This window comes from Methylobacterium sp. V23 (assembly GCF_002917135.1).
GTDB lineage: Bacteria > Pseudomonadota > Alphaproteobacteria > Rhizobiales > Beijerinckiaceae > Methylobacterium.
Genome location: NZ_PDHT01000003.1, coordinates 1 through 25,254 on the forward strand (window position 1 = coordinate 1; position 25,254 = coordinate 25,254).

Below are 25,254 nucleotides of genomic sequence, written 5' to 3' on the forward strand. Positions count from 1 at the left end.
CGGCGCCTCCTCCACCCAGAAGGAATCACAGACACACCTGCTAAGCCAAACTTATGGGTCCAGAGCCTAAGCCAAACTTATGGGTCCGGAGCCTAGGCTACCGGCCACCTGCGCCTGTCACCTTCCCAGATCTGGCCTTTCGGCTGCCCATGGCCGCTGGCATGCAGTAGCCTTCCAATTGGCTCGGTTCAAAATACCGGTTAGGTTAGCTTCGTGTTCCCGAACACAAAATCAGCAAAAATTTAGTAGGCTAGCATTTTGATTCCTCGATTACATTTATATAAACCTTTTGACATACTAAATTAGAATTTATGATATTAAATGGCGTGAATTGCCATCTTCCGCAATTTTTTGCCGCGAAGCTCGCCCCGGAACGGGGGAGTCGTCGCCGGTTCTCCCACAGCAACTTGTAATGACTCTTCTTGCGTTTCTTGGGTGCCAATGCCGCGGACGCTTTCAGTCGTCCTGCATGTCCCAGTCGAAGGAGCGCTTCACCGCCCGGCCCCAGGCGGCGGTGATGCGCTGGCGCTGCGTCGCATCCATGTTGGGTTCCCAGCGTCGGTCGACGCGCCAGTTACGCCGGAGATCGTCAGTGCTCTTCCAGTAGCCGGTCGCGAGGCCGGCCGCGTAGGCGGCTCCGAGGGCAGTGGTCTCCGTCACCTTCGGCTGCACGACAGGCACGTCGAGGATATCGGCCTGGAATTGCATGAGGGTCACGTTGGCGACCATGCCGCCATCCGAGCGTAGTTCGCGCACCGGAATGCCGGAATCCTTCTCCATTGCCTCCAGCACCTCGTGGGTCTGAAACGCTGTGGCTTCCAGGCAAGCGCGGGCGATGTGACCGCGATTGGCATAGCGGGTGAGGCCGATGATCAGGCCGCGGGCGCCCTCGTTCCAGTGCGGCGCGTAGAGCCCCGAAAAGGCGGGTACGAAGTAGACGCCGCCATTGTCCTCCACCGTGGTGGCGAGGCGCTCGACCTCGGCGCTGTCCTGGATCATGTGCAGGTTGTCGCGCAGCCACTGTACCAGCGCGCCCGTGATCGCGATGGACCCTTCCAACGCGTAGACCGCCGGCCTGCCATCGAGCTTGTAGCCCAGCGTCGTCACCAGGCCGCAGGTTGAGGGCACCGGCGTCTCGCCGGTGTTCATCAACGCGAAGCAACCCGTGCCGTAGGTGTTCTTCGCCTCGCCGGGCTGAAAGCAGGTCTGGCCGAACAGGGCGGCTTGCTGATCTCCGAGGATTCCGGCGATCGGCACCCCGGCGAAGGGTACGCGGGTCTCGGCGTACACCTGGGACGACGGGACGATCTCCGGCAGCATTGCGCGGGGGATCCCGAACGTGGCGAGCATGCCGTTGTCCCAGGCCAGGGTCACCAGGGACATGAGCTGGGTGCGACTGGCATTGGTCACATCGGTGACGTGGAGGCCGCCATCCGGGCCGCCGGTGAGATTCCAGACGAGCCAGGTATCGATGTTGCCGAAGAGAACGTCGCCGGCTTCCGCCTTCTCACGCGCGCCGTCGACGTGGTCGAGGAGCCAGCGCAGCTTCAAGCCCGAGAAGTAGCTCGCCAATGGAAGGCCGGTGAGTGCCCGGAACCGATCGCGGCCACCGTCGCGCGCGAACTCGGTCACCAGGCGGTCGTTCCGCGTGTCCTGCCAGACCAGCGCATTGTGAAGCGGGACACCCGTGCGGCGATCCCAGATCAGCGTGGTCTCACGCTGGTTCGTGATGCCGATCGAGATCAGGTCCTTCGGGGTCAAGCCGGCGCTTTGAAGGGCATCCTGCATGACGGCCTGCGTGTTGCGCCAGATCTCCATCGGATCGTGCTCGACGTGACCGGGCCGCGGATAGACCTGTGCATGTTCCCGCTGCTTGCAGGAAACGATGTGTCCTGCGCGATCGAAGACGATGAAGCGGCTGCTGGTGGTACCTTGGTCGATGGCGCCAACATACTGAGACATGGCTGTCGTCCTCCCTTGGACGGTTCGTCGAAGATGCCCGGGCCGGTCATCACGCCAGGTTCGGTGCAGAGGAATTCCCTGGCGTCACGCGGCTTCGGCCTTCGGCGCGACGGAGGGGGCGCGGCGGACAGCGCCTTCCGGGGTCGTGCGCAGGACGAGCTTCGAGCGCCGCCAGAGGACGTCCTCAGCGGTCCGCGCCCATTCGGCGCGATCGAGACAGTCGACCTCGGCCGCCGTCAAGCCGCCGTTGAAGGCTTCGCCGAGACCCGCGAGAGCGCTGGAGCCACCAACGAGGGCGCGTGCTTCGGTCCCAGAGGCCTGCGCCAGGCGCCGCACGGTCTCGGCCGGGAGGAACGGAGCCTGACGGAGGAACTGCCCTGGGAAGGCCCCGAGCTCTGCCTCTGGGACCGCGTCGCCGGGTCGGACCGCATGGCCGGTCCAGGCCTTCCTCAGACCCGGGAAGTGATGCATGATGTTCTCGATCGCGTGCTCGGCAAGGCGACTGTAGGTCCTGATTTTGCCGCCGAAAACCGAGAACGCCGGGGCCTGACCGCCGGCATCATCAAAGCCGGGCACACAGTCTCGGGTGAAGGCCGAGGCGTGAGCTATCGCATCGTCGTAGAGCGGGCGCACGCCGGAGGAGCCCCAGACCATGTCCAGCAACCTGCTCGACCGCGTCATCGTCGGCACCTGCGTGCCCCAGGCGGGTTTCGTCGGCTGCAACGACGGCGAGGGCCGGCGCATCACCGGCACCGTGAGCTACCGCTGGTAAGGCGTTCCCGGGCGTAGGCCGTGCGGGCCCGATCGGAGACGCGTACGGTCGAGCGGTGCGTTGGAGCGTGTGGGGACAATGCGCTGTGGCGACCCCGGTTGGGCTCGAACCAACGACCTGCCGCTTAGAAGGCGGCTGCTCTATCCAGCTGAGCTACGGAGTCGGGGGTGCCAAGGCCCGTAAAAGGCATGGGTCCCGCCCGGGGTCAAGCCTTTCGGTCCTGGTGGCGAGGCCCCGGTATTCGGCGCCCGAGGCGGGTCGCCGCGCGGCGTGCGACGACGGGCCGGGCCGGCCGTTCCAACGCTCTGCGCGCAGGACCGCTTCAAAAAAGTCCCTCCGGCCCTGTGGGATGCCGAACCATCGTCGCCGACCTGACGCAGGCAGGGGGGATGAAGGCGGCAGCGTTCTCCGTCGAGGCGTTCGGGGCGGAGATCGCCACTGCGATGTCCGTCGACGACCAGGGCCGAACGATGCACGTGCATTTCTACCGCAACGGGGCGTCTCCGATTTTAAGCGACGCGTTTCCCGAGCACGGCCATGTGCTGCAGCCGCCGCAGGCCTTTGCCCTGATGCCGATGGTGGACGACCTCGACGCGCGCGACGCCCAGGCCGTCGCGGCCGGCGCGACCACCGTCATGCCACCGGCCGACATGTTCTGGGGCGATCGCTACGACCATCTGCACGACCCCTGCGGCGTGCTCTGGACGATCAACCAGCAGAGGCGCTGACCGACCCTCCCCCGCAAACTCTGGGCGCGGATGGCTGCCATGACCGACAAGACCGGACGCGACCTCGTCCACAACCGCCTCATTCCCACTTCGGCCGCCCTCATGCGGGCGGCGACAGAGAGGGATTAAAACCGGGGTCGCCGCAAAAACGACGGATTTCTCGCAGGCCGTGGAACCACTGTCCCATGCTTACGCTTGTATAGCAAAGGTTACGGCATAGGTAAGGGATCCAACATGAAGACCTTGGCGACCGCCCTCACAGGCATACTCGGTGTCTGCGTTCTCTCCGCGAGCCCTGTTCTGGCGGCTCCCTATGATCCGTTCGGCACGAATTCCGGCGAGGATTACTACTCGTCCGATCCGGCCTACGGCTACGGCCGCACGACCGATGATCCGTACGGCTACCCGGCCACCGCCGGACAGGGCTACCAGGCCGCGCCCCAGGCGCAGGTCGCCCCGATCCCGCGCGAGATCGTGGCCTTCGAGGGAAACTATAAGCCGGGTACGATCGTGGTCTCCACGGCCGAGCGGCGCCTCTACTTCGTGATGCCGAATGGCGAAGCTCTTCGCTACGGCGTCGGCGTCGGTCGCCCGGGCTTTACCTGGTCCGGCGTGAAGACGGTGACCGCGAAGAAGGAGTGGCCGTCGTGGACGCCCCCCGCCGCGATGATCGCCCGTCGTCCCGACCTGCCGCGCTACATGGCCGGCGGCGTGGAGAACCCGCTCGGTGCCCGCGCCATGTACATCGGCAGCACCGAATACCGCATCCACGGCTCCAACGAGCCGGATACGATCGGTCAGGCCGTCTCGTCGGGCTGCATCCGGATGACCAACGAGGACGTCACCGATCTCTACGAGCGGGTGAAGGTCGGCGCCAAGGTCGTCGTCCTGAACTGAAACCTCCCGACGGGATCATTAATTGGAAAGCCGCGCCATCCGGGAGGATGACGCGGCTTTCTGCGTTCGGCGCGTCGGTTTTTCGAACGCTCAGGAGACTTCGAACGCTCAGGGGGCCACGCGCCCGACCGCGGTCTGCGGCGGGCTGAACGGTGCGATCGGCATGTTGCAGAAGCAGCGCGCACCGAGCGGCCGCGGACCCGGGAGCGGGCAGGAATAGGGCTGGAAGCCGGTCAGGCCCGACTGGACCGCGTCGCAGTTCAAGCCGACCTCGCGGCGGGGCAGCAGGCGGCGCTCCTCATAGGCCCGGCGCGGCGGCGGCCGATCGTAGCCGTCATCGTAATACTGTGCGCTGGCACTCTGTGCCGCGAACTGCCCGACGAGAACCGTGAGGATCAGACTGCCTCGGGAGATACGTCGCATGGTCTTACGCCCTCGTTGACCGCGCCGCTCCGGGACACCCGGGCACGGCGCGGCGTCAGGGTTAGGAGACACGCCCGTGGTGGGCAAGTCTCGTTCTCGACACAGGGCCTCGCGGCCGGTTTCGGCCGGTACGCGCGGCCTTGAACGCAAACAGCCCGCTCGGCCGGGGGCGAAGCGGGCTGCGAGGCGTGGAGCCGCGAGGGCTCCGCGGACAGGCGATCAGGAGTTGGTTGCGTTCCGCATGGCCTGCTCGGCATCGCTGCCGGCCTTGCGAGCGGCCTCGGAGCCCTGCTCCATGGCCTTGCGGGCATGCTCGGCGCCTTCCTGCATGGCGCCCTTGGCCTTTTCGGCGCTCTGCTGGATCGCCGACTGGGCGAGACCACCGAACTCCTTGGCCTGGGCCTGGATCGCCGCGAACTGGCTGCGCACGAACTCGGCCTGATGCTGCATGGCTTCCTGCAGGTCGCGCGAGCGGACAAGCTTCTGGGCGAGGTCGAAGGCCGCCGTCACGTTCTGCTCGGCGAACTCGAAGCCGCGGGCGGACACGTCGTGCGCATTGGTGCGTGCCATCTCGGCGGAACCCTGCACGGTGTCTGCGGTGCGGCGGGCTGCGCTGATGAAGGTGTCGAAGGCCTTGCGGGCCTGATCGACGCTCTTCTCGGCGAAATCGCGCATCTCGGCGGGAACCTCGTAATTCGGGGTGCTGCTCATTATCCTCTCCTCGTTCTGAATTGTTGATGGCTTGTTGTGCGCTGCACAATAGCACAGCCCCAGCCCTATGCCACCCTGCTCGGGAGCATTAAGGTTGACAACAGGTAAACGTGCGGCGGCCCCTCTCGTGGCTTATGGAGAGGCGGTGACGCGGTAAAAAGGACGTCACGTTCCAAGATTCGTCACGCGAAACAGGTGCGGATGTTCGAGAGTGGAGCCTCAGGGCCGGGTTGGAAGGACGATGGGGCGATCCAGGCGGCTCTGGGTCGATGCGCGGATGATTCGCGCCTCGGCGCCCGCATGAGCGATCCCGGAACGGCGATTCTGCTCCTTGATGCGGACGGGACGCGGATTCTGCACGCCTCGCCTCGGGCCGAGAGCCTCCGAGACGGCATTGGCGGAGCGGACGGCCGCGTCGACGCGGCACTGCGGCTCGGCGAGCAGATCGGGCGCGCCCCCCTGCGGACGAATCAGCCGCTGCTGATGCGGTTGCATCTCGACGCCCGTCGCCTTGCACCGCCGGTGTTGTTCAGCGTGATGCGCGTCGCCCTCACCGAGTCGCATGATGCCGTCGTGCTCGTCGCAAACACGCCGCTGCCGATTCGGCTGCCCCCTCGTCGCCCGCGCAGCGAACACGACGCATCGGCGGTCGATAGCGACCCGAGCGTTGCGCCGGACGCGCCGGACGACGTGAACGCGCCGGTCGCGCAAGACGCGGTCGCGCAAGAACCGGTCTCGCACGAGTCGGTCGTCGAGACGGAAGTGCCGATCGTCGCCCGGCAGCGCTTCACCTGGGAGAGCGACGCGACGGGGACGATCCTCCAGGTTTCGTCGGCAGCCGGGCCGGCCCTGCGCCGACGCCTCGAGGGGCGGAGCTGGCAGGCCTTGGCTGACGCGGACGTCCTGCGCGATGCCGGCGGCCTGCTCGCCGCCCTCGACCTGGGGCGGACCTTTCGGGCGATCCCGCTGACGCTGCTCGCGGCGGATGGCGGCCTCTGCGACCTCGACGTGTCCGGCGCGCCGAAGAATCGGGCCGGTTCGGGCTTTCGCGGCTTCGGGCAGATCCGGTCGATCATGGCTCCCGTGGCGACCTCCTCGGTACCCGAGATCGAACCGGCGCCCGCATCGCCGACACCTGCGGAGGTGGCCGCTCCCCATCCGCACGCGGCCTCGCACGCTGAAGCCGAGGTAACTGCCGATGCTCCGGTCGAGGCCGTGGCGGGTGCGCCGGACGAGGCCGCTGTCGAGTCTGCTGTCGAATCCTCCGATCCGCATCTCTCGAGCCACGAGCACGCCGCGTTCCGCGAGATCGCGCGCGCCCTCGGTGCCCGGTTCGCGGGCGACGAGCGTTCGGACAAGGAAGCCGAGCCCAGCTTACCCTGCGCGGTGATGCCGTTTCCGGTCCCGTTCGTGCGGTCGTCCGAGGAGCCATTGCCCGATGGTGCCATGGTGGCGACCCTGGAGCGCATTCCCGCCGGCGTGCTGGTCTACCGCGACGACACCGTGCTGTTCGCCAACCAGCCCCTCCTGCGCCTCGTCGGGTACGCGACGCGGGAGGAGCTGACGGCGGCCGGTGGGATCGTCCACCTGTTCGGTGGCCTCGATCCGCAGGACCGTCCGGCGGGTGAGGCACCCCTGGTCCTCGCGACCCGCGGCGGCGGGCGGGTCAGCGTCCTGATCGAGCAATCCGCCCTGGAATGGGCTGGTCGACCCGCACAGCTTCTGCTCGCCCGCGACGCCGAGCCGAGCGAGGATGCCCGCGCCGCAAAGGCGACGGCGATCGCCCAGGATTTCGCCGCCCGCCACAGCCTCGATGCCCGCGCGGTGCTCGATGCGCTGGAGGACGGCATCGTGCTGCTCGATCATCAGGCCCGCATCCTCTCCCTGAACCGACGCACCGCCGAGACCTTCGGGCTCGAGCCCCGCGAGGTGGTGGGCGCGAGTTTCCTCGGCCTGTTCGCCTCCGAGCATGCCGTCGACCTGCTGGCACGCCTGCACGCCGAGCCGGGCGCTCCGGTGCGGGACGAGATGCCGGTGGCCGCACGCGGCACGGGTCGTCGCCTTCGGGTGAAGCTGCTGCCGCTCTCCGGCGACGCGGAGGAGCGCGTCTGCGCGGTGATCCGCGACACGCCCGCAATGCCTGACCGGGTCGGGGCCGACCTGCGTCATGCGGCCGACCTCAGTACCGCGCCGGCGGAGCGGGACACGATTTCGCAGCAGGCCGAGCTCCTGACCCAGGTCGGTCAGGCGATCCAGGCGCCGCTGAAGGCGATGCTCGATTCGCTCGACGGTCTCATCGACCGGACCGGTCATTCGACGGGGTCGCAGCACGACCGGGCGTCCCTCCAGGGCGTGCACGATTCGGGCACGCGCCTGCTCGATCTCGTCACGGATCTGCTGGACCTGGCGCGGATTGAATCCGGGAAGGTCGACCGGGTCATCGCGGACATGTCCCTGAACGACGTGGTCTCGCGCTGCGTCGCCCTCCTTCACCCCGAGGCCGTCCGGCGGCGCATCGTCCTGCGCACGAGCTTCTCCACCGACCTGCCGGTTCTCTCGGCCGACGAGCGCTTCGTGCGGCAGGCGACCCTGAACGTCATCGCGAACGCCATCGCGCTGACGGAGGCCGGCGGACAGGTCATCGTCTCGACCTCGCTCGCCGACCGCGGGGAGATCGCCCTGCGCATCCGCGACACCGGGGTCGGGATGTCGGCGGCCGAGATGGAGGGGGCCCTGCATCCCTTCCGGTCGGGCCTCCCGGTCGAACCCTCCCGCGGAACCGGCCTGGGGCTGCCGCTGACCAAGGCCCTCACCGAGGCCAACCACGGGCGCTTCCACATCTCGAGCCGGAAGGACGAGGGCACCCTGGTGGAGATGCTGTTCCCCGTGCCCGGGGCGACGAAGCGGGCCTGAGAGCGGGCCGGTGTCGCTGCAACCGGCCTACGCAGCGTGCGTTGGATCCAGAGCGGAGGGGAGCCCTCCCCTGCCATGGAGACAATGATGCGTGCGTTGACGTTGATCGCCGTCCTGGGGATCGGTTTGCCGGGGGTTGCCCTGGCCCAGCAGAGTGGCACCGAGCCGAATATGGGATCGGCCGGTCAGTTCCGGAACATCACTTCGACCGGCGTGACCAAGCCGCCGGGCCGCGGGGCCGCACCGGACGAGGACCGCACGTCCGACGCCACCCGCAAGCAGCGCGCCATCGATAAAAAGGTCGAGACCGGCATCTGCATTGGCTGCAACTGACATTCGTTCCAACAAAACCACGGTCCTGTCCCGCACTTAGCCATGAGGGTGCTTGCGGGGAATATGTCGTTGAGCCTATGACGGTATTTGGAAGACCCGGCTGCGTGAACAGTCGCGATACGATCGGGCACCGATAGGGACAACGCGATGGACGAGAAGGTGGTCGAAGTGCGTTCGACGTGGAGCGAAGGCGCCCACGTCGACAACGCTCAGTACCTAGCCATGTATCAGGCCTCCGTCGCCGATCCAGAGACGTTCTGGAGCGAGCACGGCAAGCGCATCGACTGGATGACGCCTTTCACACGGGTGAAGAACACCAGCTTCCAGCCTGGGCAGATCTCGATCAAGTGGTTCGAGGACGGGCAAACGAACGTCGCCTACAACTGCATCGACCGCCATCTCGCGTCGCGGGGCGATCAGGTCGCGATCATCTGGGAAGGCGACGACCCGAGCGAATCCAAGCACATCACCTACCGTCAGCTTCATTCCGAAGTCGGCAAGATGGCCAATGTGCTGCGCAACCGCGGCGTGTCGAAGGGGGACCGGGTCACCATCTACCTGCCGATGATCCCCGAGGCGGCCTACGCGATGCTCGCCTGCGCCCGCCTCGGCGCGATCCACTCCATAGTCTTCGGCGGGTTCTCACCGGATTCCCTGGCCGGCCGCATCGAGGGCTGCGCCTCCAAGATGGTCATCACGGCCGACGAGGGGCTGCGCGGCGGCCGCAAGGTGCCGCTGAAGGCCAATGTCGACGCGGCGATCGCCCGCCTGCCCAAGGACAGCGTCGACCACGTCGTCGTGGTGCGCCGCACCGGGTCGTCGATCGCGATGGAAGCCGGCCGCGACGTCTATTACGACGAGGCCGCCGCCCAGGTGACCGATGAGTGCCCGGCCGAGCCGGTGGAGGCCGAGCACCCGCTCTTCATCCTCTACACCTCCGGCTCGACGGGCCAGCCGAAGGGCGTGGTCCACACCACCGGCGGCTATCTCGTCTACGCGTCGATGACGCATCAGTACGTCTTCGATTACCGCGAGGGCGAGGTCTACTGGTGCACCGCCGATGTCGGCTGGGTCACGGGTCACTCCTACATCGTCTACGGGCCCCTCGCGAACGGCGCGACGACCCTGATGTTCGAGGGCATTCCAACCTACCCGTCGAATTCCCGCTTCTGGGACGTGGTCGACAAGCACAAGGTCAACATCTTCTACACCGCGCCCACCGCGATCCGCTCGCTGATGGGTGGCGGCGAGGGCCCGGTGAAGAAGACCTCCCGCGCCTCCCTGCGCGTCCTCGGTTCGGTCGGCGAGCCGATCAACCCGGAGGCTTGGGACTGGTACTACAAGGTCGTGGGCGATTCCCGCTGCCCCATCGTCGACACCTGGTGGCAGACCGAGACCGGCGGCATCCTGATCACCCCGCTCCCGGGCGCCACCAAGCTGAAGCCCGGCTCGGCGACGCGGCCGTTCTTCGGCGTCCAGCCCATCGTGGTCGATGCCGAGGGCAAGACCCTGGACGGTCCCTGCGAGGGCAACCTCTGCATCAAGGATTCCTGGCCGGGCCAGATGCGCACCGTCTACGGCGATCACGAGCGCTTCGAGCAGACCTACTTCTCGACCTACCCGGGCAACTACTTCACCGGTGACGGCTGCCGCCGCGACGCGGACGGCTATTACTGGATCACCGGCCGGGTCGACGACGTCATCAACGTCTCGGGTCACCGGATGGGCACGGCTGAGGTGGAATCCTCCCTCGTCGCCCACCCGAAGGTCTCGGAGGCCGCGGTCGTCGGGTATCCCCACAACGTCAAGGGCCAGGGCATCTACGCCTACGTCACCCTGATGGAGGGCGAGGAGGGCTCGGACGAACTGCGCAAGGAGCTCGTGACCTGGGTCCGCAAGGATATCGGGCCGATCGCCTCGCCGGATCTGATCCAGTTCGCACCGGGCCTGCCCAAGACCCGCTCGGGCAAGATCATGCGCCGCATCCTGCGCAAGATCGCCGAGGACGAGTTCTCTTCGCTGGGTGACACCTCGACCCTCGCCGAGCCGGCGGTGGTCGACGACCTGATCGAGAATCGCCAGAACCGGACGCACTGAGCGAGTCCGGCGCTCCGATCGCGCGGAGGGGGTGACCCCCACTCCGCGCGGACCCCTGCCCCCTACAATCCAAACGCCTTCAATCCTGAAGCCGCCCTGGCAAGAGGCGGATCCCTGGGAGAAAACCGTCATGGCCGACCTGGAGACTGCGCGCATTGCGCAGAGCCCGCATTTCAAGGAACTCGTCCACGAGCGCACGCGCTTCGGCTGGACGCTCACCATCATCATGCTGCTGATTTATTTCGGCTTCATCGGGCTGATCGCCTTCGACAAGGCGCTGCTGGCCGTGAAGATCGGCGGGGGCACCGCCTCTCTCGGTCTCGTCCTCGGCGTCACCGTGATCGTGCTCGCCTTCATCCTCACCGGCATCTACGTCCAGCGCGCCAACGGCCGCTTCGACGAGCTGACCGCCGCCCTCAAGCGAGACGTCGGCCGATGATCCGCCTCAAGCATCCCCTCGTCCTCGGCACAGCCCTGGCGGCCCTCGCCGTAACGGCCGCCTACGCCGCCGGTCCTGACCTCGGCGCGGTCAAGCAATCGGCGACGAACTGGCCGGCCATCGGCATGTTCGCGTTCTTCGTGCTGTTCACCCTCGGCATCACCTACAAGGCCGCCAAGGGCACCAAGTCGGCCGCGGACTTCTACGCGGCCGGCGGCGGTATCTCGGCGGGCACCAACTCGCTGGCCATCGCGGGCGACTACATGTCCGCCGCCTCGTTCCTCGGCATCTCGGGCCTCGTCTACACCTCCGGCTTCGACGGCCTGATCTACTCCACCGGCTTCCTCGTCGGCTGGCCGATCGTGCTGTTCCTCATCGCGGAGCGCCTGCGCAACCTCGGCAAGTTCACCTTCGCCGATGTCGCCTCGTTCCGCCTCGACCAGACCTCGATCCGCATCATCTCGGCCACCGGCACGCTGGTGGTGGTGGCGTTCTACCTGATCGCCCAGATGGTCGGCGCCGGAAAGCTGATCCAGCTCCTGTTCGGCCTGCCCTATCTCTACGCCGTCATCATCGTCGGCGTGCTGATGATCGTCTACGTGGCCTTCGGCGGCATGAAGGCGACCACCTGGGTGCAGGTGATCAAGGCCTGCCTGCTGCTCGGCGGTGCGACCTTCATGGCCGGCGCCGTCCTGTACAAGTACGGCTTCAACCCCGAGGCCCTCTTCGCCGCCGCCGTCGCCACTCACCCCAAGGGTGACGCGATCATGGCGCCGGGCGGCCTCGTCAACAATCCGGTCGAGGCGATCTCGCTCGGCGTCGGCCTGATGTTCGGAACGGCTGGCCTGCCGCATATTCTGATGCGCTTCTTCACGGTGTCAGACGCCCAGGCGGCCCGCAAGTCGGTGTTCTACGCCACCGGCCTGATCGGCTACTTCTACATCCTGACCTTCATCATCGGCTTCGGCGGCATCGCCCTGCTGATGTCCGACCCGGCCTACTTCTCCCTCGATGCGGCCGGCGCCTTCGACAAGCTCAAGGGCATGATCGGCGGCACCAACATGGTGGCGGTGAACCTCGCCAACGCGGTGGGCGGCCCGTACTTCCTGGGCTTCATCTCGGCCGTGGCTTTCGCGACCATCCTGGCAGTGGTGGCGGGCCTGACCCTCGCGGGTGCCTCCGCTGTGAGCCACGACCTCTACGCCCAGGTGATCGCCCGCGGGCGCACCAACGAGGCCGCCGAGGTCCGGCTCTCCAAGATCGCCGCCGTCGTCATCGGCATCGTGGCGATCTATCTCGGCTACGTCTTCGAGAACCAGAACGTCGCCTTCATGGTTGGTCTCGCCTTCTCGGTCGCGGCGAGCTGCAACTTCCCGGTCCTGACCATGTCGATCCTGTGGAAGGGCACCACCACCTGGGGCGCCCTCATCGGCGGCCTCGTCGGCCTCGTCGCGGCGGTCGGCATGGTGGTTCTGTCGAAGGCCGTCTGGGTCACCACCTTCGGGAACCCGGTGGCGATCTTCCCCTACGACAATCCGGCCCTGTTCTCGATGCCGCTGGCCTTCCTGACGATCATCGTCGTCTCGAAGCTCGACAACACCAAGCGGGCCCAGCGCGAGCGCGCACTCTTCGATGCGCAATTCGTTCGCTCGGAGACCGGGATCGGCGCCGATGGAGCCCACGCACACTGAGCCACTGACCCCATCAGTGTTGGCGAGATGAGAGGGCGCGACACAAGTCGCGCCCTTTCACGTTGCGACCCTGAATTCTAATCCCTCCCAAATGCAAAAAAATTTCGGGAAGACTTGAAAAATATCCGAATTCAGGACTGTGCGGCAGTGTTTGGGACTTGGGCGAAAACGTGGCGTGGCCTAGCATCCGGCCACGGGTCCCAGGCATAGGCTCGCGCAATCGATGCGCCTGAACAGTCCGGGCAGGCTGAGCGGCAAGGCTTGGCGACCTGCAGGGTCAAACACGTCACGGGTGGACTACGCCTGGGCAGAACAAGACTTGGAGAAACGTCCCATGGTTGCGTCCAGCGCAATTCCCATCAGCGATTCGGCCACACGGCCGATGAGCGCCGGCGAGAAGAAAGTCATTCTCGCCTCGTCCCTCGGCACCGTCTTCGAGTGGTACGATTTCTACCTTTATGGATCGCTCGCGACGATCATCGGGGCGCAGTTCTTCTCGGCGTATCCGGAAGCCACGCGCAACATCTTCGCCCTGCTCGCCTTCGCGGCCGGGTTCCTCGTCCGCCCCTTCGGCGCCCTGGTGTTCGGCCGGCTCGGCGACATGGTGGGGCGCAAGCACACCTTCCTCATCACCATCCTGATCATGGGCATCTCGACCTTCTGCGTGGGCTTGCTGCCCTCCTACGATACCCTGAACGGCTACGGCATCGGCTGGGTCGCTCCGGTGACGCTGCTGGCGCTGCGCATGCTCCAGGGCCTCGCTCTGGGGGGCGAGTACGGCGGCGCGGCCGTCTACGTGGCCGAGCATGCCCCACGAGGTCGCCGCGGCTTCTACACCGCCTTCATTCAGACGACCGCCACCCTCGGACTGCTGCTCTCGCTGATCATCATCCTGTCGACGCAGGGCTACGTGAACGGTGCCTACGCGCCGACGGTCACGACGGCCGCTGACGGCACCCAGACCACCCTGACGGCCTTCCAGGCCTGGGGCTGGCGCATCCCGTTCCTCGTCTCCTGCGTGCTGCTGCTCATCTCCGTCTGGATTCGCCTGCAGATGAACGAGAGCCCGGCCTTCAAGAAGATGAAGGAGGAAGGCACCCACTCCAAGGCGCCGCTCTCGGAGGCTTTCGGCCAGTGGCGCAATGCCAAGTGGGCGCTCCTCGCCCTGCTCGGCCTCACCGCCGGCCAGGCGGTGGTCTGGTACGCCGGGCAGTTCTACGCCCTGTTCTTCCTCCAGAGCATCCTCAAGGTCGACCAGTTCACCGCCAACGTGCTGATCGCCTGGTCGCTGCTGCTCGCCACCGGCGGCTTCCTGTTCTTCGGCGCGCTCTCCGACAAGATCGGGCGCAAGCCGGTGATCCTCGGCGGCTGCCTGATCGCGGCGCTGACCTACTTCCCGCTGTTCGAGCAACTCACCGCCAACGCGAACCCGGCGCTCTACCAGGCGCAGTCCACGGTGCCGGTGGTGGTCAAGACCAACCCGGACGATTGCTCGTTCCAGTTCAATCCGGTCGGTACGGCCAAGTTCACCAAGGAATGCGACGTCGCCAAGGCGCTGCTCGCCCGCTCCGCCGTGAACTACACCACCGAGCCGGTCGCCGCCGGCGCACCGACTATCGTGACCATCGCCGGCAAGGACTTCCCCGTCGCCGACCCGGCCTTCGCCAAGGCGGTGCCGGCGGCGCTCACCGCGGCGGGCTACCCGGCGCCGGCCGGCAATGCCAGCATCGTCAAGGCCGCCAATCCGATCGACATCTTCACGGGCCAGAAGCTCGTGGTCATCGGCATCCTGACGATCCTCGTCCTCTACGTGACGATGGTCTACGGCCCGATCGCGGCGGCCCTGGTGGAGCTGTTCCCGACCCGCATCCGCTACACCTCGATGTCGCTGCCCTATCACATCGGCAACGGCTGGTTCGGCGGCCTGCTGCCGGCGACCTCCTTCGCCATCGTCGCCCAGACCGGCAACATCTACAACGGCCTGTGGTACCCGATCGCGATCGCGGCGATGACCTTCGTCATCGGTCTCCTCTTCATCCCGGAGACCAAGGATCGCGATATCTTCACCTACGACGAGAACCCGGTCCGCTGAGGCCTGGCTCTCCCCCGAGGGGCCCCGCCGCGAGGCGGGGCCCTTTCTCGTATCAGCGGGCCTGGGGCTCCGGCGTGGTCAGGAAGTCGGTGACCAGCAGGGCGTGGTCCGCGATGCTCTGACGGGCATAGGCCATGGCGAAGTCGGCGACCGCCTCGTCGAAGGCGGAACCCTTGCCGAGATAGCCGGCGATCATCGCCGCGTCGCCCGAGCGGGCATGGGCACGGGCGAGGGTCGTGCCGCAGAGCCTGGCGTAGGGCTTGGCGCCGCTCTCGGCCAGGATCTCCGACACCGCCGACAGCTTCCGGTTCTTGAGCTGGCGCACGTAGTAGCAGCGGCCGCTCGCGTCGGAGAACGCGGTGCCGAGGAAGAGGTCGCTGGCCGCCTGCATGATGCGCTGGCCGTCGATGACCCGCTGGCCTTCGGAGGCGATGCTGAAGGGGCTGAGCGCGAGCTGGCCGATCACCGACGGACGGGCCTCCTTGATCTGCAGGAACAGCGGGGCGCCGTCCGCGTCGGTGTAGATCCCGACGGCGCAGACCAGTCCCACCGAGCCGATGCCGACGACCTTGAAAGCGACGTCGCGCTGGGCGTAGCGCGAGAGCAGGGTCCAGCGGTCGGCGCTGAGGCTGTGCGGATAGGCGAGCAGCGCCGCCGCCGCGTCGCGCACCGCCTCGGTGAGGCCGCCCGGCCCCTGGTGGAAGATGGTCGGTGCCTTGTCGGCGATGCGCCAGTCCGCGGGGTCGGTCTCGTGCGGGACTACCGCGAGGGTCGGCACGTCGCCGCGGCTGAGGCCGTCGGCATGCTCGGTCCGGGCCTCGGACAGGAGACGCCGGCAGAGGTCCCCGTCACCGAGGCGCCCGACCTCGTGATCGAGGTCGATCCGGCTGTGCCAGATCGCCAGGGGGGAGAGAGCGGCGAGCTCCCGCATATGCTCGCGATAGGCCCGGACGCCGGCCCGCGCCGCGCGGCGCGCCTTGTCCGCGCCCCGCGGCAGGGCGGCCAGGGCGATGCTGGCGGCGAGTCGCTTCACGTCGACGGTGAAGTCGACGTTCCACAGGGTCTCGTCGAAGTCGTTGATGTCGAACAGCGTCTGCCCCTCGGGACTGCGGTAGACGCCGAAATTGCCGATGTGGCAGTCGCCGCAGGCCTGAACCGGGATGCCCGGCACCGGTACGCCTTCCAGGTCGGCCGCCATCACGGCGGCGGCTCCCCGCAGGAAGGCGAACGGGTCGGCCCGCATCCGCTCCCGGCGCAGGGGCACGAGTTCGGCGAGTCGGCCGGCATCCCCCGCCTGCAGGACCGCGAGGGGATCGCGCTGCGGCGTCGGCCGCCACTCGGCGTGGGATTCCCGCGAGACCTGTTCGCGCAGGCGCTTACCCGCCGCGCGGCGCTCCTCGCGGCGGCTGGAATGTTGTGTGTGGGTCATGGGGTCGGGCCTCGTGGACTCGGAAAGCGCGGCCGTTCCCAGCCGCCCGGGGGAGGCGTCAGTGCCGGAAATGGCGGTGGCCGGTGAACACCATGGCGAGACCGGCCTCGTCGGCCGCCTTGATCACGTCGGCATCGCGCATGGAGCCGCCGGGCTGGATCACCGCCGTGGCGCCGGCCTCCGCCGCCGCGATCAGTCCGTCGGCGAAGGGGAAGAAGGCGTCGGAGGCGACCACCGAGCCCTTGGCGAGGCTCTCGGCTGCGCCGAGGCGCTTGGCGCCCTCGGCCGCCTTCCAGGCGGCGATGCGCGAGGAATCCACCCGCGACATCTGACCGGCCCCGATGCCGACCGTGGCGCCGTCGCGCACATACACGATGGCGTTCGACTTGACGTGCTTGGCGACCCGGTAAGCGAAGCGCAGGTCGGCGTATTCTCGCTCCGACGGTGCGCGCTGGGTGACCACCGTCAGCGGCATGTCGTCGACCACCGCCGCGTCCCGGGCCTGGACTAGGAGGCCGCCTGCGAGGGTCTTCACGGTCTCGCCGGCCCCGCGCGGGTCGGGCAGGCCGTCGGCGAGGAGGAGACGCAGGTTCTTCTTGCTCGCGACAATCGCGATCGCCTCCGCGGTGGCCTCCGGCGCGATGATCACCTCGGTGAAGATCTCGACGATCCGGCGCGCGGCCTCGGCATCCAGGGGACGGTTTAGGGCGACGATGCCACCGAAGGCCGAGGTCGGATCGCAGCTCAGGGCGCGCTCGTAGGCTTCGCGGAGACTCGCGCCCTCGGCCACGCCGCAGGGATTGGCGTGCTTGATGATCGCCACCGCCGCCGAGCGCGCCGGGTCGAACTCGGCCACGCACTCGTAGGCCGCGTCGGTGTCGTTGAGGTTGTTGTAGGACAGCTCCTTGCCCTGGAGCTGGCGCACGGTGGCGACGCCCGGGCGCGGCAGGCCGGGAGACCGGTAGAACGCCGCGCTCTGGTGGGGATTCTCGCCGTAGCGCAGGGGCTGGGCGAGGCTGCCGCCGAAGGCCCGGTAGGCCGGCGTTGCCGGACTCTCGATCTGGCCGGCGAGCCAGTTGGCGATGGCGGCGTCGTAGGTCGCCGTGCGCGCATAGGCTTTCTGGGCAAGGCGGCGCCGGGTGCGCTCATGCAGGCTGCCGGCATTCGCCTCTAGTTCGGCGAGGAGATCGGCGTAGTCCGCGACATCCACCACGACCGCGACGTCGGCGTGGTTCTTCGAGGCAGCGCGAATCATCGCCGGGCCGCCGATGTCGATGTTCTCGACGCAATCGTCGTAGGAGGCGCCCTTCGCCACCGTCGCCTCGAACGGGTAGAGGTTGACCACCAGCAGATCGATGGCGCGGATCCCGTGCGCCGCCAGGGCGGCCTGATGCTCGGGGTTGTCGCGCACCGCGAGCAGGCCCCCGTGAACGCCGGGATGCAGGGTCTTCACCCGACCGTCCATCATCTCGGGAAAGCCCGTCAGCTCGGCGACCTCGGTCACCGGAAGTCCGGCCGCGCTCAGGGCCTTGTGGGTGCCGCCCGTGGAGACGAGCTCGATGCCGAGGCGATCGAGGGCGGTGGCGAACGCGACGAGGCCTTCCTTGTCCGACACGGAGAGGAGTGCGCGGGTGACCCGCACCTGGTCATGCGACATGGCGTTGCGTCCGGAGGCAAGCGACGAGAAACTGCGCGGCGCGTACCACGAAATTGTGCGCTGCGGCCAGTCGTCCCCTCAGCCTTGCCGCGCCGGAGCCCGGGCGAAGCCCCAGCGGATGCGGGTGTCCTCGGCGACCGACAGGTAGAGCACGATCTGGTCGGTGCGGCGGGCGCCGGTGATTCCGGCGAAGTAGACGCTCTCCTCCAGGGCCACGGGCACGCCCTCGGCCCCGAAATGCCAGATCTCGCCGATCGGCGAAGTCAGTTCGAGACGGCCGTCGTCGAGGCCGCGCGCCGCGATCGCCGGATGGAGGTGGAAGCGCACCGCCACTTCCTGCGGCCGGTGCCGTGCCTTGCCGCGCTTGGCGTCCGGCGGGCGGACGAAGGCATCCTCGCCCTCAAGGAGGTTGCCGTTGCGCGTCAGGCGCCAGCGCCGTTCATGGACGAGGCCGAGATCACCCAGATAGCCGTCGTGACGCGCCGCCAGGATAGTGGCGCCCTCCTCGGTGGTCCGCTCCGCCTTCACGTCGCGAGGGCCGCGCAGGATCACGGGTCCGATCCGGTGCGAGAGCCAGGTCACGGCCCAGCGCTCGTACCAGGCCCCGCCGCCGACGAGGAAGCGGCAGGACGAGGTGTCGCCGACCGTCGCGGTGGAATGGGCGGCGGTGCTGCGGGCTAGGCGGCGCAGCTCGGGGCCACTCGCCGGCAGGCCACAATTGACGACGATGCGCTGCGGGCCGCTCGACATCTCGAAGGACAGGCACCCGGCCCCCGCGTTGATGGAATCGGGCAGGGGCGGCGGCGCGCCGACATCGGCGACGACGAGGACCCGTCCGCCCTCCAGGCGCTCGTAGCCGGAATTCGGTGCATGCATCATCGGCTGCGCCAGGGCGCCGTCGTAGACCAGCAGGGTGGCGAGGTGGTCCGCCGCCGTGGCGCCCATGCCGTTGAAATGGCTCAGCGACGCGTCGGGATGCCGGAGCAGGCGCAGGAGCGGCAGCATGCGGTCGATGGCGTGCAGGAGTGCTTCCGGCGGGTCGATGCTGCGCGACAGGAAGCTCTGGCGCAACGGCAGCAGGTCGAGGAGGAGTTCCATGGCGAAGCGCGGATCGCGGCTGCGATGGCCGCCGTCGCGCAGGATCTGTCGTTCGAGCTCCCGCACCAGGATGCGGGACGAGCGGCGCAGGATCGGCTGGATGCCGTCGCAGCACAGGCCGGCGTAGCAGAGCGCCACCGCCGCCAACAGGCGGCTCTGCGGGGAGATGCTCCGGCGCAGGTCGCTCTCGAGGTCGCGGGCCGTCTTGCCGAGAGCCTTCAGGAAGGCCTGGTAGAAGGCGTGGTCGGCGCCCTCCAGGACGAGGGGCGACTGGCACAGGAAGGAGATCAGCCGGCGAGCGGCGACCGGCGTCGGGCGGGCGAGGGCCGCGTCGCCCCGGCCGGCGATGAAATCGGCCACGAACGCGCGGGCGTTGGCGCGAGCGAGGGCCGTATCGGCCGCGCGCAGGTGGCGAAGCCAGCCGAAGCCATAGAGGATGTCGGCCCATTCCGGAGAGGGTGGGGCATAGTCGAAGGGCGAGCGGCCGCTGACCGACAGGGATCGCCCGGCGAAGACGAACAGGCCGGCATAGATGTCGTCGGCGAAGGTCGCGTCGCTGGTCCGCAGGTCATGCGGCGCGATGACCAGGGCCGTGACGCGGGCGCGGGCAAGAATATCCGGTCGGCCGCTCACCCGGGCATAGGTGTCGCGCACCGAGCGCGCGACTTCGCGTCCGATCAACCGATAGAAGCGCCAGCGATCAGTCCCCCAACGCACGCACTCTCCTCTTCCGGGGGCACGGCCGCAGGCCGGCGTCGCACCGCGACCTGTCCATAATGTAACTAGGCCGTGGCCCTTAACCTGCGGTTAACCTCAAGTCACCCGCCCCATCGGTGGCAGAGAGCCTCACTCCACCGGGCCGGAGGCGACTTGCCGAACCGGCCGGGCGCTGCGGGCATCGGCGGCCTTCAGGGCCTTCCAGCTGTTCGGCTGCGCCACGAAGGCCCGCAGAGCCGCCGTGTTGGCCGCCGCTTCTTCGGGCGACAGATCCTGGCGGGAGACGGCTTCCGCTTCGGCGAACTTGCCCTGCAGGCCGAGCACGAGGGCGAGGTTCTGGCGCACCCGGGCATCGGCGCGGGGCTGCTCCGAGGCCCGCCGCAGGGTCGCCTCGGCCTGCGCCAGCTGGCGGCCGAGGGCGTAGGAGAGCCCGAGGTTCGACAGGATGACGGGATCGTCCGGCTGGATCTTCAGCGCCGCCTCGTAGAAGCCCTGCGCTCGGGTATGGTCGTTGAGCTGGTCCGCCACCGCGCCCTGGGCCGACAGGACACGCCAGTCGGGACGCGCCGGGGTGTGGGCGTTCTGGAGAACGTCGGCCGCCTCCTGGAACCGGCCGACCTCGGACAGGCTCTTGCCGTAGGCCGCCAGAACGGTGTTGTTCTTCGGGTTGCGCAGGGCTGCCTGCTGCAGGACCGCGACGGCCTGGCTCTTCTGGTCCGTGGCGCGCAGGGCCTGGGCGTAGCGAAGGGCCAGGGACAGGTCGTTCGAGTCGGCGGCGTACTTCTCGCCCAGGGCCTCGACCTCCCGCCGGGTGATGATCGCGGGGTTCTGGGAGCGGCCGAAGCCCGGAAGGGAGATCCCCCCGATGGAGCCGGTCGTTTCCGGGGATCGGGACTGGCAGCCGGCGGCAAGCGCCGCCACCAGCGCTGCCGCCAGGACGGGCATCGGGCGCACCCGAGAGAACTTGACCAGCGGCCCGACCATGACGCGCTCCACGACGGCCCGCAGGGGCCCAGAATTTGCTCAGGCGAACGCTTCGCGCTCCCGATGCCCAGGTGATAGAGCGTTAACCCTAACCCGCCGTTAATCTCCCGGCCCTGCCCTCGCGAGTTCCATGACCCAGACCCTGTCCCGCCTCGTCGCCGATCCCGGCGACGCGATCCCGATCCTCAGCGTCACCCCGGAGACCTGGCCCCGGGTCGAGGCGTCGCTGCCGGGCCCGCAGGCGGCCTATGCCCGGGCGACGGAGTTCGCGCCGAAGGCCGGGCGGATCGCCCTTCTCCCGGCGGCCGACGGTCGTCTGGGCCGGATCCTGTTCGGCCTGGGCGATGGCAGTGATCCGCTGATCGCCGGCAAGCTTCCCGGCGCCCTTCCGCCCGGCACCTACCGCTTCGTTGCCGCCGACGGGTTCGATGACGGCGCCGCCGCCCTCGCGTGGCTCCTCGGAAGCTATCGTTTCGCGCGGTATCGCGAGGCCGGCGCCGAGCGCCCGGCCCTGGTCGTGCCGGAGGGGGCCGACGGGCCAGCCATCGCCCGCATCGCCGAGGCCGTGGCGCGGGGCCGCGACCTCGTGAACACGCCGGCCAACGATCTCGGTCCTGCGGAGATCGAGGCCGCGGTGCGCGCGGTTGCCGAGCGCCACGGCGCCACCGTCTCGGTCGTGACGGGGGACGATCTCGCCGCGGGGTTTCCCCTCGTCCACACGGTCGGTGCGGCCTCGCCGCGGGCCGCGCGCCTCATCGACCTGTCCTGGGGACCGACGGACGCACCGCGGGTGACCCTTGTCGGCAAGGGCGTCGCCTTCGACACGGGCGGGCTCGACATCAAGCCGTCCAGCGGCATGCTTCTGATGAAGAAGGACATGGGCGGTGCCGCCGCTGCCCTGGCGGTCGCCGACATGGTGATGGGCTCGGGCCTGAACCTGCGGCTGCGCCTGATCGTGCCGGCCGTGGAGAATGCCATCTCGGGCAGCGCCTTCCGGCCGGGCGACGTGATCCGCAGCCGGGCCGGGCTGACCGTCGAGATCGGCAACACCGATGCGGAGGGGCGGCTGATCCTCGCCGATGCCCTCGCGCTGGCGGAGGCCGACCGGCCGGATCTGCTCCTCGACTTCGCCACCCTGACGGGGGCAGCCCGCGTCGCGCTGGGTCCCGACCTTCCGGCCTTCTTCACCGAGGACGAGGCGCTGGCCGCGGCGGTGTCCGAGGCGGGGATCGCCGTCGCCGATCCGGTCTGGCGCCTGCCCCTGCACAAGCCCTACGCGAGCCTGCTCGAGTCGAAGGTCGCCGACCTGAACAACGTCTCGGGCGGTCCCTTCGCCGGGGCGATCACGGCGGCCCTCTTCCTGCGGCGGTTCGCGCCCGGCACGCGGGCGCACGTCCATTTCGACCTCTACGGCTGGAACCCGTCCACCAAGCCCGGCCGGCCGGAGGGGGGCGAGGTGCAGACCGCCCGCCTCGTCCATGCCCTCCTCGCGCAGCGCTATCCGAAAGCCTGATCGCGGCCGCGTCCGCTGCCCGTCACGTCGCGCGTCGGCGTGCGGGTTCGCTCAGGCGCCGCGCTTCAAGCGCCGAGCATCGCCTTCTCGGATTCGTAGGCGGCCCGTACGGGCGCTTCGCCGTAGATCCGCTCCAGCCGCCGCACGGTGAAGTGCGCCCGGGCGGTGGACTGGAAGTGGTCCATGAAGGCGGCGTTGACCGCGGCGCCACCGACGGCGCCGAGAATCGGCACGGCCTGCGCCGCCACCTTCTGGGAGACCACGAGGCCGAAGCGGGCCGCGATCTGCGTCGAAAAGCGGATCAACGCCGGGGCGGCCTCGTCGAGGAGCGCCCGATTGCCGGCGTAGCGCGCCGCCTCGACCATCGTCTTGGCGAGGGCCGCGCGTACGGCGAAGTAGCCGCTCTCGGTCAGGGCGCTGCCGGCCGCTTCGCGCCCACCCAGGGCAAAGACCTGGACGCAGGCCAGGGCATTCTCCGGATCGCTCAGATCCTCGCCCTCCTCCCGGGCGATCTGCGCGATCGAGCGCAGCATCAGGGTGGTGGAGACCGGCAGTTCGATCGCCAGGGTCGCCAAGCCGAAGGCGCCCCCGAGGGCACCGGAGACGGCGGCCATCGCCTTGTGGCCGAAGGCGCTGGAGGGCAGGTACTTCGCTAGGCGCGTCGCCGTGCGCACCGTCGCGGACTCCGCCTCGGCCGGACCGGCGAGCAGCGGGTCGGCCGGAACCGGGATCGCGCGTCCCTCCGGCAGCGTCGCCAGGGCCACCTTGAGCGAGGCGCGCATGGCGCTCTCCGTCGCCTGAGACACCGCGTCGGTGACCGGCGCGGGCAAGGCCCGACCGATCATATCCAAGGGTGCGCCGGCCACGGCCGAGAGCCGCGCCGCGAGCCCAGGCTTCTCCAGGGCTTCGACGGCGCGCCGCAGCGCTGCGCGATCGGTCTCGCTGAGGCCGGGAAGGCCCGGGCTCACGGCCGGGGTGTTGCTGATGTCGTCGACGAGTTTGATGTTGCTCACGTCTGCAATCTCATCCGTGTGCCGGGTGGGGTTTCGCGGGCCGGCCTGCGCCAGGGTGGTCCTGGCCGGTGGAAGCAAGGCCGGGGCCCCGCGGATGGTTCCCGCCGATCTCGTCGCCCGCGGCCGCTTCGGGGCGGACCGGGTCCGTTGCGGTCGCTTCGGCGGCGGACGCCGTTCGGTCACCCGCCCGGCCGACCAGCAGGCAGAGGACCACCACCGGGATGCCGACCGCCGCCGTGAAGGCGAAGAAGATCGGATAGCCGTAGGCCGACACGACGAAGCCGGAGGTTCCGGCCACGAGCTTGCCCGGGAGCGCGTAGAGTGAGGAGAAGAGCGCGTACTGCGTCGCCGCGAAGCCCGGCGCGGTCAGGCTCGACATGTAGGCGATCAGCGCCATCCCGGCGAAGGAGCCGCAGAAGTTGTCGATCGAGATCGCCGCCGTGAGACGCCAGACCTCCGGTCCGCCGAAGGAGAGCCACGAGAAGGCGAGGTTCGAGGCCGCGCCCAGGAAGGCGCCCACCACCAGGGTAGGGAACAGGCCGAACCGCGTCATGGCCCAGCCGCCCACGAAGGCGCCCGCGATGCCCACCCAGATGCCGTAGAGCTTCGAGACGGCGCCGATCTCCACAAGGGTGAACCCCACCTCTCGGTAGAGCGGGCTCGCCATCACGCCGGAGATGAAGTCCGGCAAGCGATAGAGGGCGACGAGGAGCAGGATCGCCCAGAGACCGGCACCCAGCCGGGTGTGCAGCTCGGTCAGGGGCTCGAGCACTGCGCCCCGGAAGGTCCAGGTCCGCGCCGGGGCAGCCGGCGTCGCTTCGGTGATCGCGCGGTCATAGGCCGGGGCGAGCAGTGCCGCCACCATGCCGACGCCCATCAGGGCCGCCATCGACAGGTAGGCGACGCTCCAGCCATAGGCGCTGGCGACGAAGAGGGCTCCGGCGCCGGCCGACATCAGGGCGAGGCGGTAGCCGAGGTTCGAGGTGGCGGCCATCACCCCCTGCAGGTCCGTGCCGGCCGCGTCGATCCGCCAGCCGTCGATCACCACGTCCTGCGTCGCCGCGCAGAATGCCACGAGGAAGGCGCCGAGGCCGAGGAGCGCCAGGCTGGTGCCGGGATCGGCGAAGGCCATGAGAGTCAGTGACAGGGCGACCGCGCACTGGGTCGCGATCATCCAGGCCCGGCGGCGGCCCAGCGCCCGGCTGAGCACCGGCACATCGAACCTGTCGATGATCGGGGCCCAGAAGAACTTCAGGCTGTAGGGGAGCGCCAGGTAGCTGAAGAGCCCGATCGATTTGACGTCGACGTCCGAGTAGGCGAGGCGCGTCGAGAAGGTGCCGAGCACGAGCAGCAGCGGCAAACCCGACGAGAATCCCAGCGCAAGCATCAGCAGGATGCGGGGATCCTCGACGATGTCCCGCAGTCGGAGGCGGCGGCTCGGGATCTCCAGGGCGTCGCTTTGGGCCATGGCATGGAACTCCTGGGGGCCGAAAGGCTTGATGCCCGCGAACCATAGCAGGCCTCGTCGCCGGCCCGACACGGGGCTGTCGCCGGGCCCGCGTGCCGTGGTGCATCGCTTACCATCGGCAGCATGCCTTCCGAAATCTTAACGCGAGGTCTCGCATCTTCCTGTTAGCGGCCCGACCGCCCTCAAGTGGTTCCACGATCCAGGAGTTGACGGCGGGGTATCCCGGCAGTTCAAGTCTGTGTTCGCGCCCGAGTGGACAGGCGACGGGCCAACGTCCAGACCAACAGTTCGGGTGTCTCGTCTTGGCTGAAGCCGAT

The 25,254-nt window shown here is 68.5% G+C and carries 19 protein-coding genes and 1 tRNA gene; 9 read left to right on the forward strand and 11 right to left on the reverse strand.

What is annotated here, in order from left to right; genetic code table 11:
• Positions 1–456: 456 nt before the first annotated feature.
• The 3 genes from glpK to CRT23_RS04555 all read right to left on the reverse strand — a co-directional run bounded on the left by glpK (position 457) and on the right by CRT23_RS04555 (position 2,897).
• A complete protein-coding gene (gene glpK, locus CRT23_RS04545; RefSeq protein WP_103708784.1) occupies positions 457–1,962 on the reverse strand; it encodes a glycerol kinase GlpK in 1,506 nt (501 codons plus the stop codon).
• 84 nt (positions 1,963–2,046) lie between these two features.
• Entirely contained in the window at positions 2,047–2,616 is a 570-nt protein-coding gene (locus CRT23_RS04550) for a hypothetical protein (RefSeq protein WP_103708785.1), read from the reverse strand.
• Between the two features lie 204 nt (positions 2,617–2,820).
• A tRNA-Arg gene (locus tag CRT23_RS04555) sits at positions 2,821–2,897 on the reverse strand.
• A gap of 226 nt (positions 2,898–3,123) precedes the next feature.
• Here CRT23_RS04555 and CRT23_RS04560 point away from each other — a divergent pair.
• Entirely contained in the window at positions 3,124–3,462 is a 339-nt protein-coding gene (locus CRT23_RS04560) for a VOC family protein (RefSeq protein ID WP_348628835.1), read from the forward strand.
• 234 nt (positions 3,463–3,696) lie between these two features.
• Positions 3,697–4,359 carry a L,D-transpeptidase gene (locus tag CRT23_RS04565; RefSeq protein ID WP_103708787.1) on the forward strand — a complete coding sequence of 221 codons (663 nt, stop codon included), beginning with the start codon at positions 3,697–3,699 and terminating at the stop codon, positions 4,357–4,359.
• 108 nt (positions 4,360–4,467) lie between these two features.
• Here the strand turns inward: CRT23_RS04565 and CRT23_RS04570 are convergent, their stop codons facing one another.
• Both CRT23_RS04570 and CRT23_RS04575 read right to left on the reverse strand, forming a co-directional pair.
• Entirely contained in the window at positions 4,468–4,782 is a 315-nt protein-coding gene (locus tag CRT23_RS04570; protein ID WP_146056320.1) for a hypothetical protein, read from the reverse strand.
• A 219-nt stretch (positions 4,783–5,001) separates the two neighbouring features.
• Positions 5,002–5,493 carry a phasin gene (locus CRT23_RS04575; protein ID WP_055952300.1) on the reverse strand — a complete coding sequence of 164 codons (492 nt, stop codon included), beginning with the start codon at positions 5,491–5,493 and terminating at the stop codon, positions 5,002–5,004.
• 300 nt (positions 5,494–5,793) lie between these two features.
• On the opposite strand from CRT23_RS04575, the gene CRT23_RS04580 reads away from it, so the two are divergent.
• The 6 genes from CRT23_RS04580 (at position 5,794) to CRT23_RS04605 (ending at position 15,058) form a co-directional block, all read left to right on the forward strand.
• Complete coding sequence (locus CRT23_RS04580) at positions 5,794–8,406, forward strand: ATP-binding protein (protein ID WP_146056321.1); 2,613 nt, start codon at positions 5,794–5,796, stop codon at positions 8,404–8,406.
• 87 nt (positions 8,407–8,493) lie between these two features.
• Positions 8,494–8,739 (forward strand): hypothetical protein, encoded by a 246-nt coding sequence (locus tag CRT23_RS04585; RefSeq protein ID WP_156375644.1) that lies wholly within the window; start codon positions 8,494–8,496, stop codon positions 8,737–8,739.
• 147 nt (positions 8,740–8,886) lie between these two features.
• Positions 8,887–10,836, forward strand: coding sequence for an acetate--CoA ligase (acs, locus tag CRT23_RS04590; RefSeq protein ID WP_103708790.1), 1,950 nt, complete (start codon positions 8,887–8,889; stop codon positions 10,834–10,836).
• Between the two features lie 130 nt (positions 10,837–10,966).
• A complete protein-coding gene (locus CRT23_RS04595) occupies positions 10,967–11,275 on the forward strand; it encodes a DUF485 domain-containing protein (protein ID WP_055952280.1) in 309 nt (102 codons plus the stop codon).
• Entirely contained in the window at positions 11,272–12,966 is a 1,695-nt protein-coding gene (locus CRT23_RS04600) for a cation acetate symporter (protein ID WP_055952278.1), read from the forward strand. Before CRT23_RS04595 ends, CRT23_RS04600 begins: the two co-directional genes overlap by 4 nt.
• Before the next feature lie 334 nt (positions 12,967–13,300).
• Positions 13,301–15,058 (forward strand): MFS transporter, encoded by a 1,758-nt coding sequence (locus CRT23_RS04605; protein WP_103708791.1) that lies wholly within the window; start codon positions 13,301–13,303, stop codon positions 15,056–15,058.
• A 52-nt stretch (positions 15,059–15,110) separates the two neighbouring features.
• Here the strand turns inward: CRT23_RS04605 and CRT23_RS04610 are convergent, their stop codons facing one another.
• The 4 genes from CRT23_RS04610 to CRT23_RS04625 all read right to left on the reverse strand — a co-directional run bounded on the left by CRT23_RS04610 (position 15,111) and on the right by CRT23_RS04625 (position 20,943).
• Positions 15,111–16,487, reverse strand: coding sequence for a DUF2252 domain-containing protein (locus CRT23_RS04610; protein WP_103708792.1), 1,377 nt, complete (start codon positions 16,485–16,487; stop codon positions 15,111–15,113).
• Positions 16,488–16,545: 58 nt separating this feature from the next.
• Positions 16,546–18,144: a bifunctional phosphoribosylaminoimidazolecarboxamide formyltransferase/IMP cyclohydrolase gene (purH, locus tag CRT23_RS04615; RefSeq protein ID WP_103708793.1), complete on the reverse strand. Its 1,599-nt coding sequence runs from the start codon at positions 18,142–18,144 to the stop codon at positions 16,546–16,548.
• Positions 18,145–18,222: 78 nt separating this feature from the next.
• Positions 18,223–19,959, reverse strand: coding sequence for a heparinase II/III family protein (locus CRT23_RS04620; protein ID WP_103708794.1), 1,737 nt, complete (start codon positions 19,957–19,959; stop codon positions 18,223–18,225).
• Between the two features lie 129 nt (positions 19,960–20,088).
• A complete protein-coding gene (locus CRT23_RS04625; protein ID WP_103708795.1) occupies positions 20,089–20,943 on the reverse strand; it encodes a tetratricopeptide repeat protein in 855 nt (284 codons plus the stop codon).
• A gap of 130 nt (positions 20,944–21,073) precedes the next feature.
• On the opposite strand from CRT23_RS04625, the gene CRT23_RS04630 reads away from it, so the two are divergent.
• On the forward strand, positions 21,074–22,456 hold the full coding sequence (locus CRT23_RS04630; protein ID WP_103708796.1) for a leucyl aminopeptidase family protein: 1,383 nt from the start codon (positions 21,074–21,076) through the stop codon (positions 22,454–22,456).
• A gap of 65 nt (positions 22,457–22,521) precedes the next feature.
• Here CRT23_RS04630 and CRT23_RS04635 read toward each other — a convergent pair whose 3' ends face one another.
• Both CRT23_RS04635 and CRT23_RS04640 read right to left on the reverse strand, forming a co-directional pair.
• Positions 22,522–23,460 (reverse strand): EcsC family protein, encoded by a 939-nt coding sequence (locus CRT23_RS04635; RefSeq protein ID WP_245435981.1) that lies wholly within the window; start codon positions 23,458–23,460, stop codon positions 22,522–22,524.
• Between the two features lie 19 nt (positions 23,461–23,479).
• Positions 23,480–24,937 (reverse strand): AmpG family muropeptide MFS transporter, encoded by a 1,458-nt coding sequence (locus CRT23_RS04640; RefSeq protein ID WP_103708918.1) that lies wholly within the window; start codon positions 24,935–24,937, stop codon positions 23,480–23,482.
• Between the last annotated feature and the right edge of the window lie 317 nt (positions 24,938–25,254).

Coding starts and splice junctions, on each gene's coding strand:
- CRT23_RS04560 (WP_348628835.1), top strand. CDS start 3,124: ATGAAGGCGGCAGCGTTCTCCGTCGAGGCGTTCGGGGCGGAGATCGCC.
- CRT23_RS04565 (WP_103708787.1), top strand. CDS start 3,697: ATGAAGACCTTGGCGACCGCCCTCACAGGCATACTCGGTGTCTGCGTT.
- CRT23_RS04585 (WP_156375644.1), top strand. CDS start 8,494: ATGCGTGCGTTGACGTTGATCGCCGTCCTGGGGATCGGTTTGCCGGGG.
- CRT23_RS04630 (WP_103708796.1), top strand. CDS start 21,074: ATGACCCAGACCCTGTCCCGCCTCGTCGCCGATCCCGGCGACGCGATC.
- CRT23_RS04625 (WP_103708795.1), bottom strand. CDS start 20,943: ATGGTCGGGCCGCTGGTCAAGTTCTCTCGGGTGCGCCCGATGCCCGTC.
- CRT23_RS04600 (WP_055952278.1), top strand. CDS start 11,272: ATGATCCGCCTCAAGCATCCCCTCGTCCTCGGCACAGCCCTGGCGGCC.
- CRT23_RS04550 (WP_103708785.1), bottom strand. CDS start 2,616: ATGGTCTGGGGCTCCTCCGGCGTGCGCCCGCTCTACGACGATGCGATA.
- CRT23_RS04570 (WP_146056320.1), bottom strand. CDS start 4,782: ATGCGACGTATCTCCCGAGGCAGTCTGATCCTCACGGTTCTCGTCGGG.
- CRT23_RS04580 (WP_146056321.1), top strand. CDS start 5,794: ATGAGCGATCCCGGAACGGCGATTCTGCTCCTTGATGCGGACGGGACG.
- CRT23_RS04595 (WP_055952280.1), top strand. CDS start 10,967: ATGGCCGACCTGGAGACTGCGCGCATTGCGCAGAGCCCGCATTTCAAG.
- CRT23_RS04640 (WP_103708918.1), bottom strand. CDS start 24,937: ATGGCCCAAAGCGACGCCCTGGAGATCCCGAGCCGCCGCCTCCGACTG.
- CRT23_RS04605 (WP_103708791.1), top strand. CDS start 13,301: ATGGTTGCGTCCAGCGCAATTCCCATCAGCGATTCGGCCACACGGCCG.
- CRT23_RS04575 (WP_055952300.1), bottom strand. CDS start 5,493: ATGAGCAGCACCCCGAATTACGAGGTTCCCGCCGAGATGCGCGATTTC.
- CRT23_RS04610 (WP_103708792.1), bottom strand. CDS start 16,487: ATGACCCACACACAACATTCCAGCCGCCGCGAGGAGCGCCGCGCGGCG.
- glpK (WP_103708784.1), bottom strand. CDS start 1,962: ATGTCTCAGTATGTTGGCGCCATCGACCAAGGTACCACCAGCAGCCGC.
- acs (WP_103708790.1), top strand. CDS start 8,887: ATGGACGAGAAGGTGGTCGAAGTGCGTTCGACGTGGAGCGAAGGCGCC.
- purH (WP_103708793.1), bottom strand. CDS start 18,144: ATGTCGCATGACCAGGTGCGGGTCACCCGCGCACTCCTCTCCGTGTCG.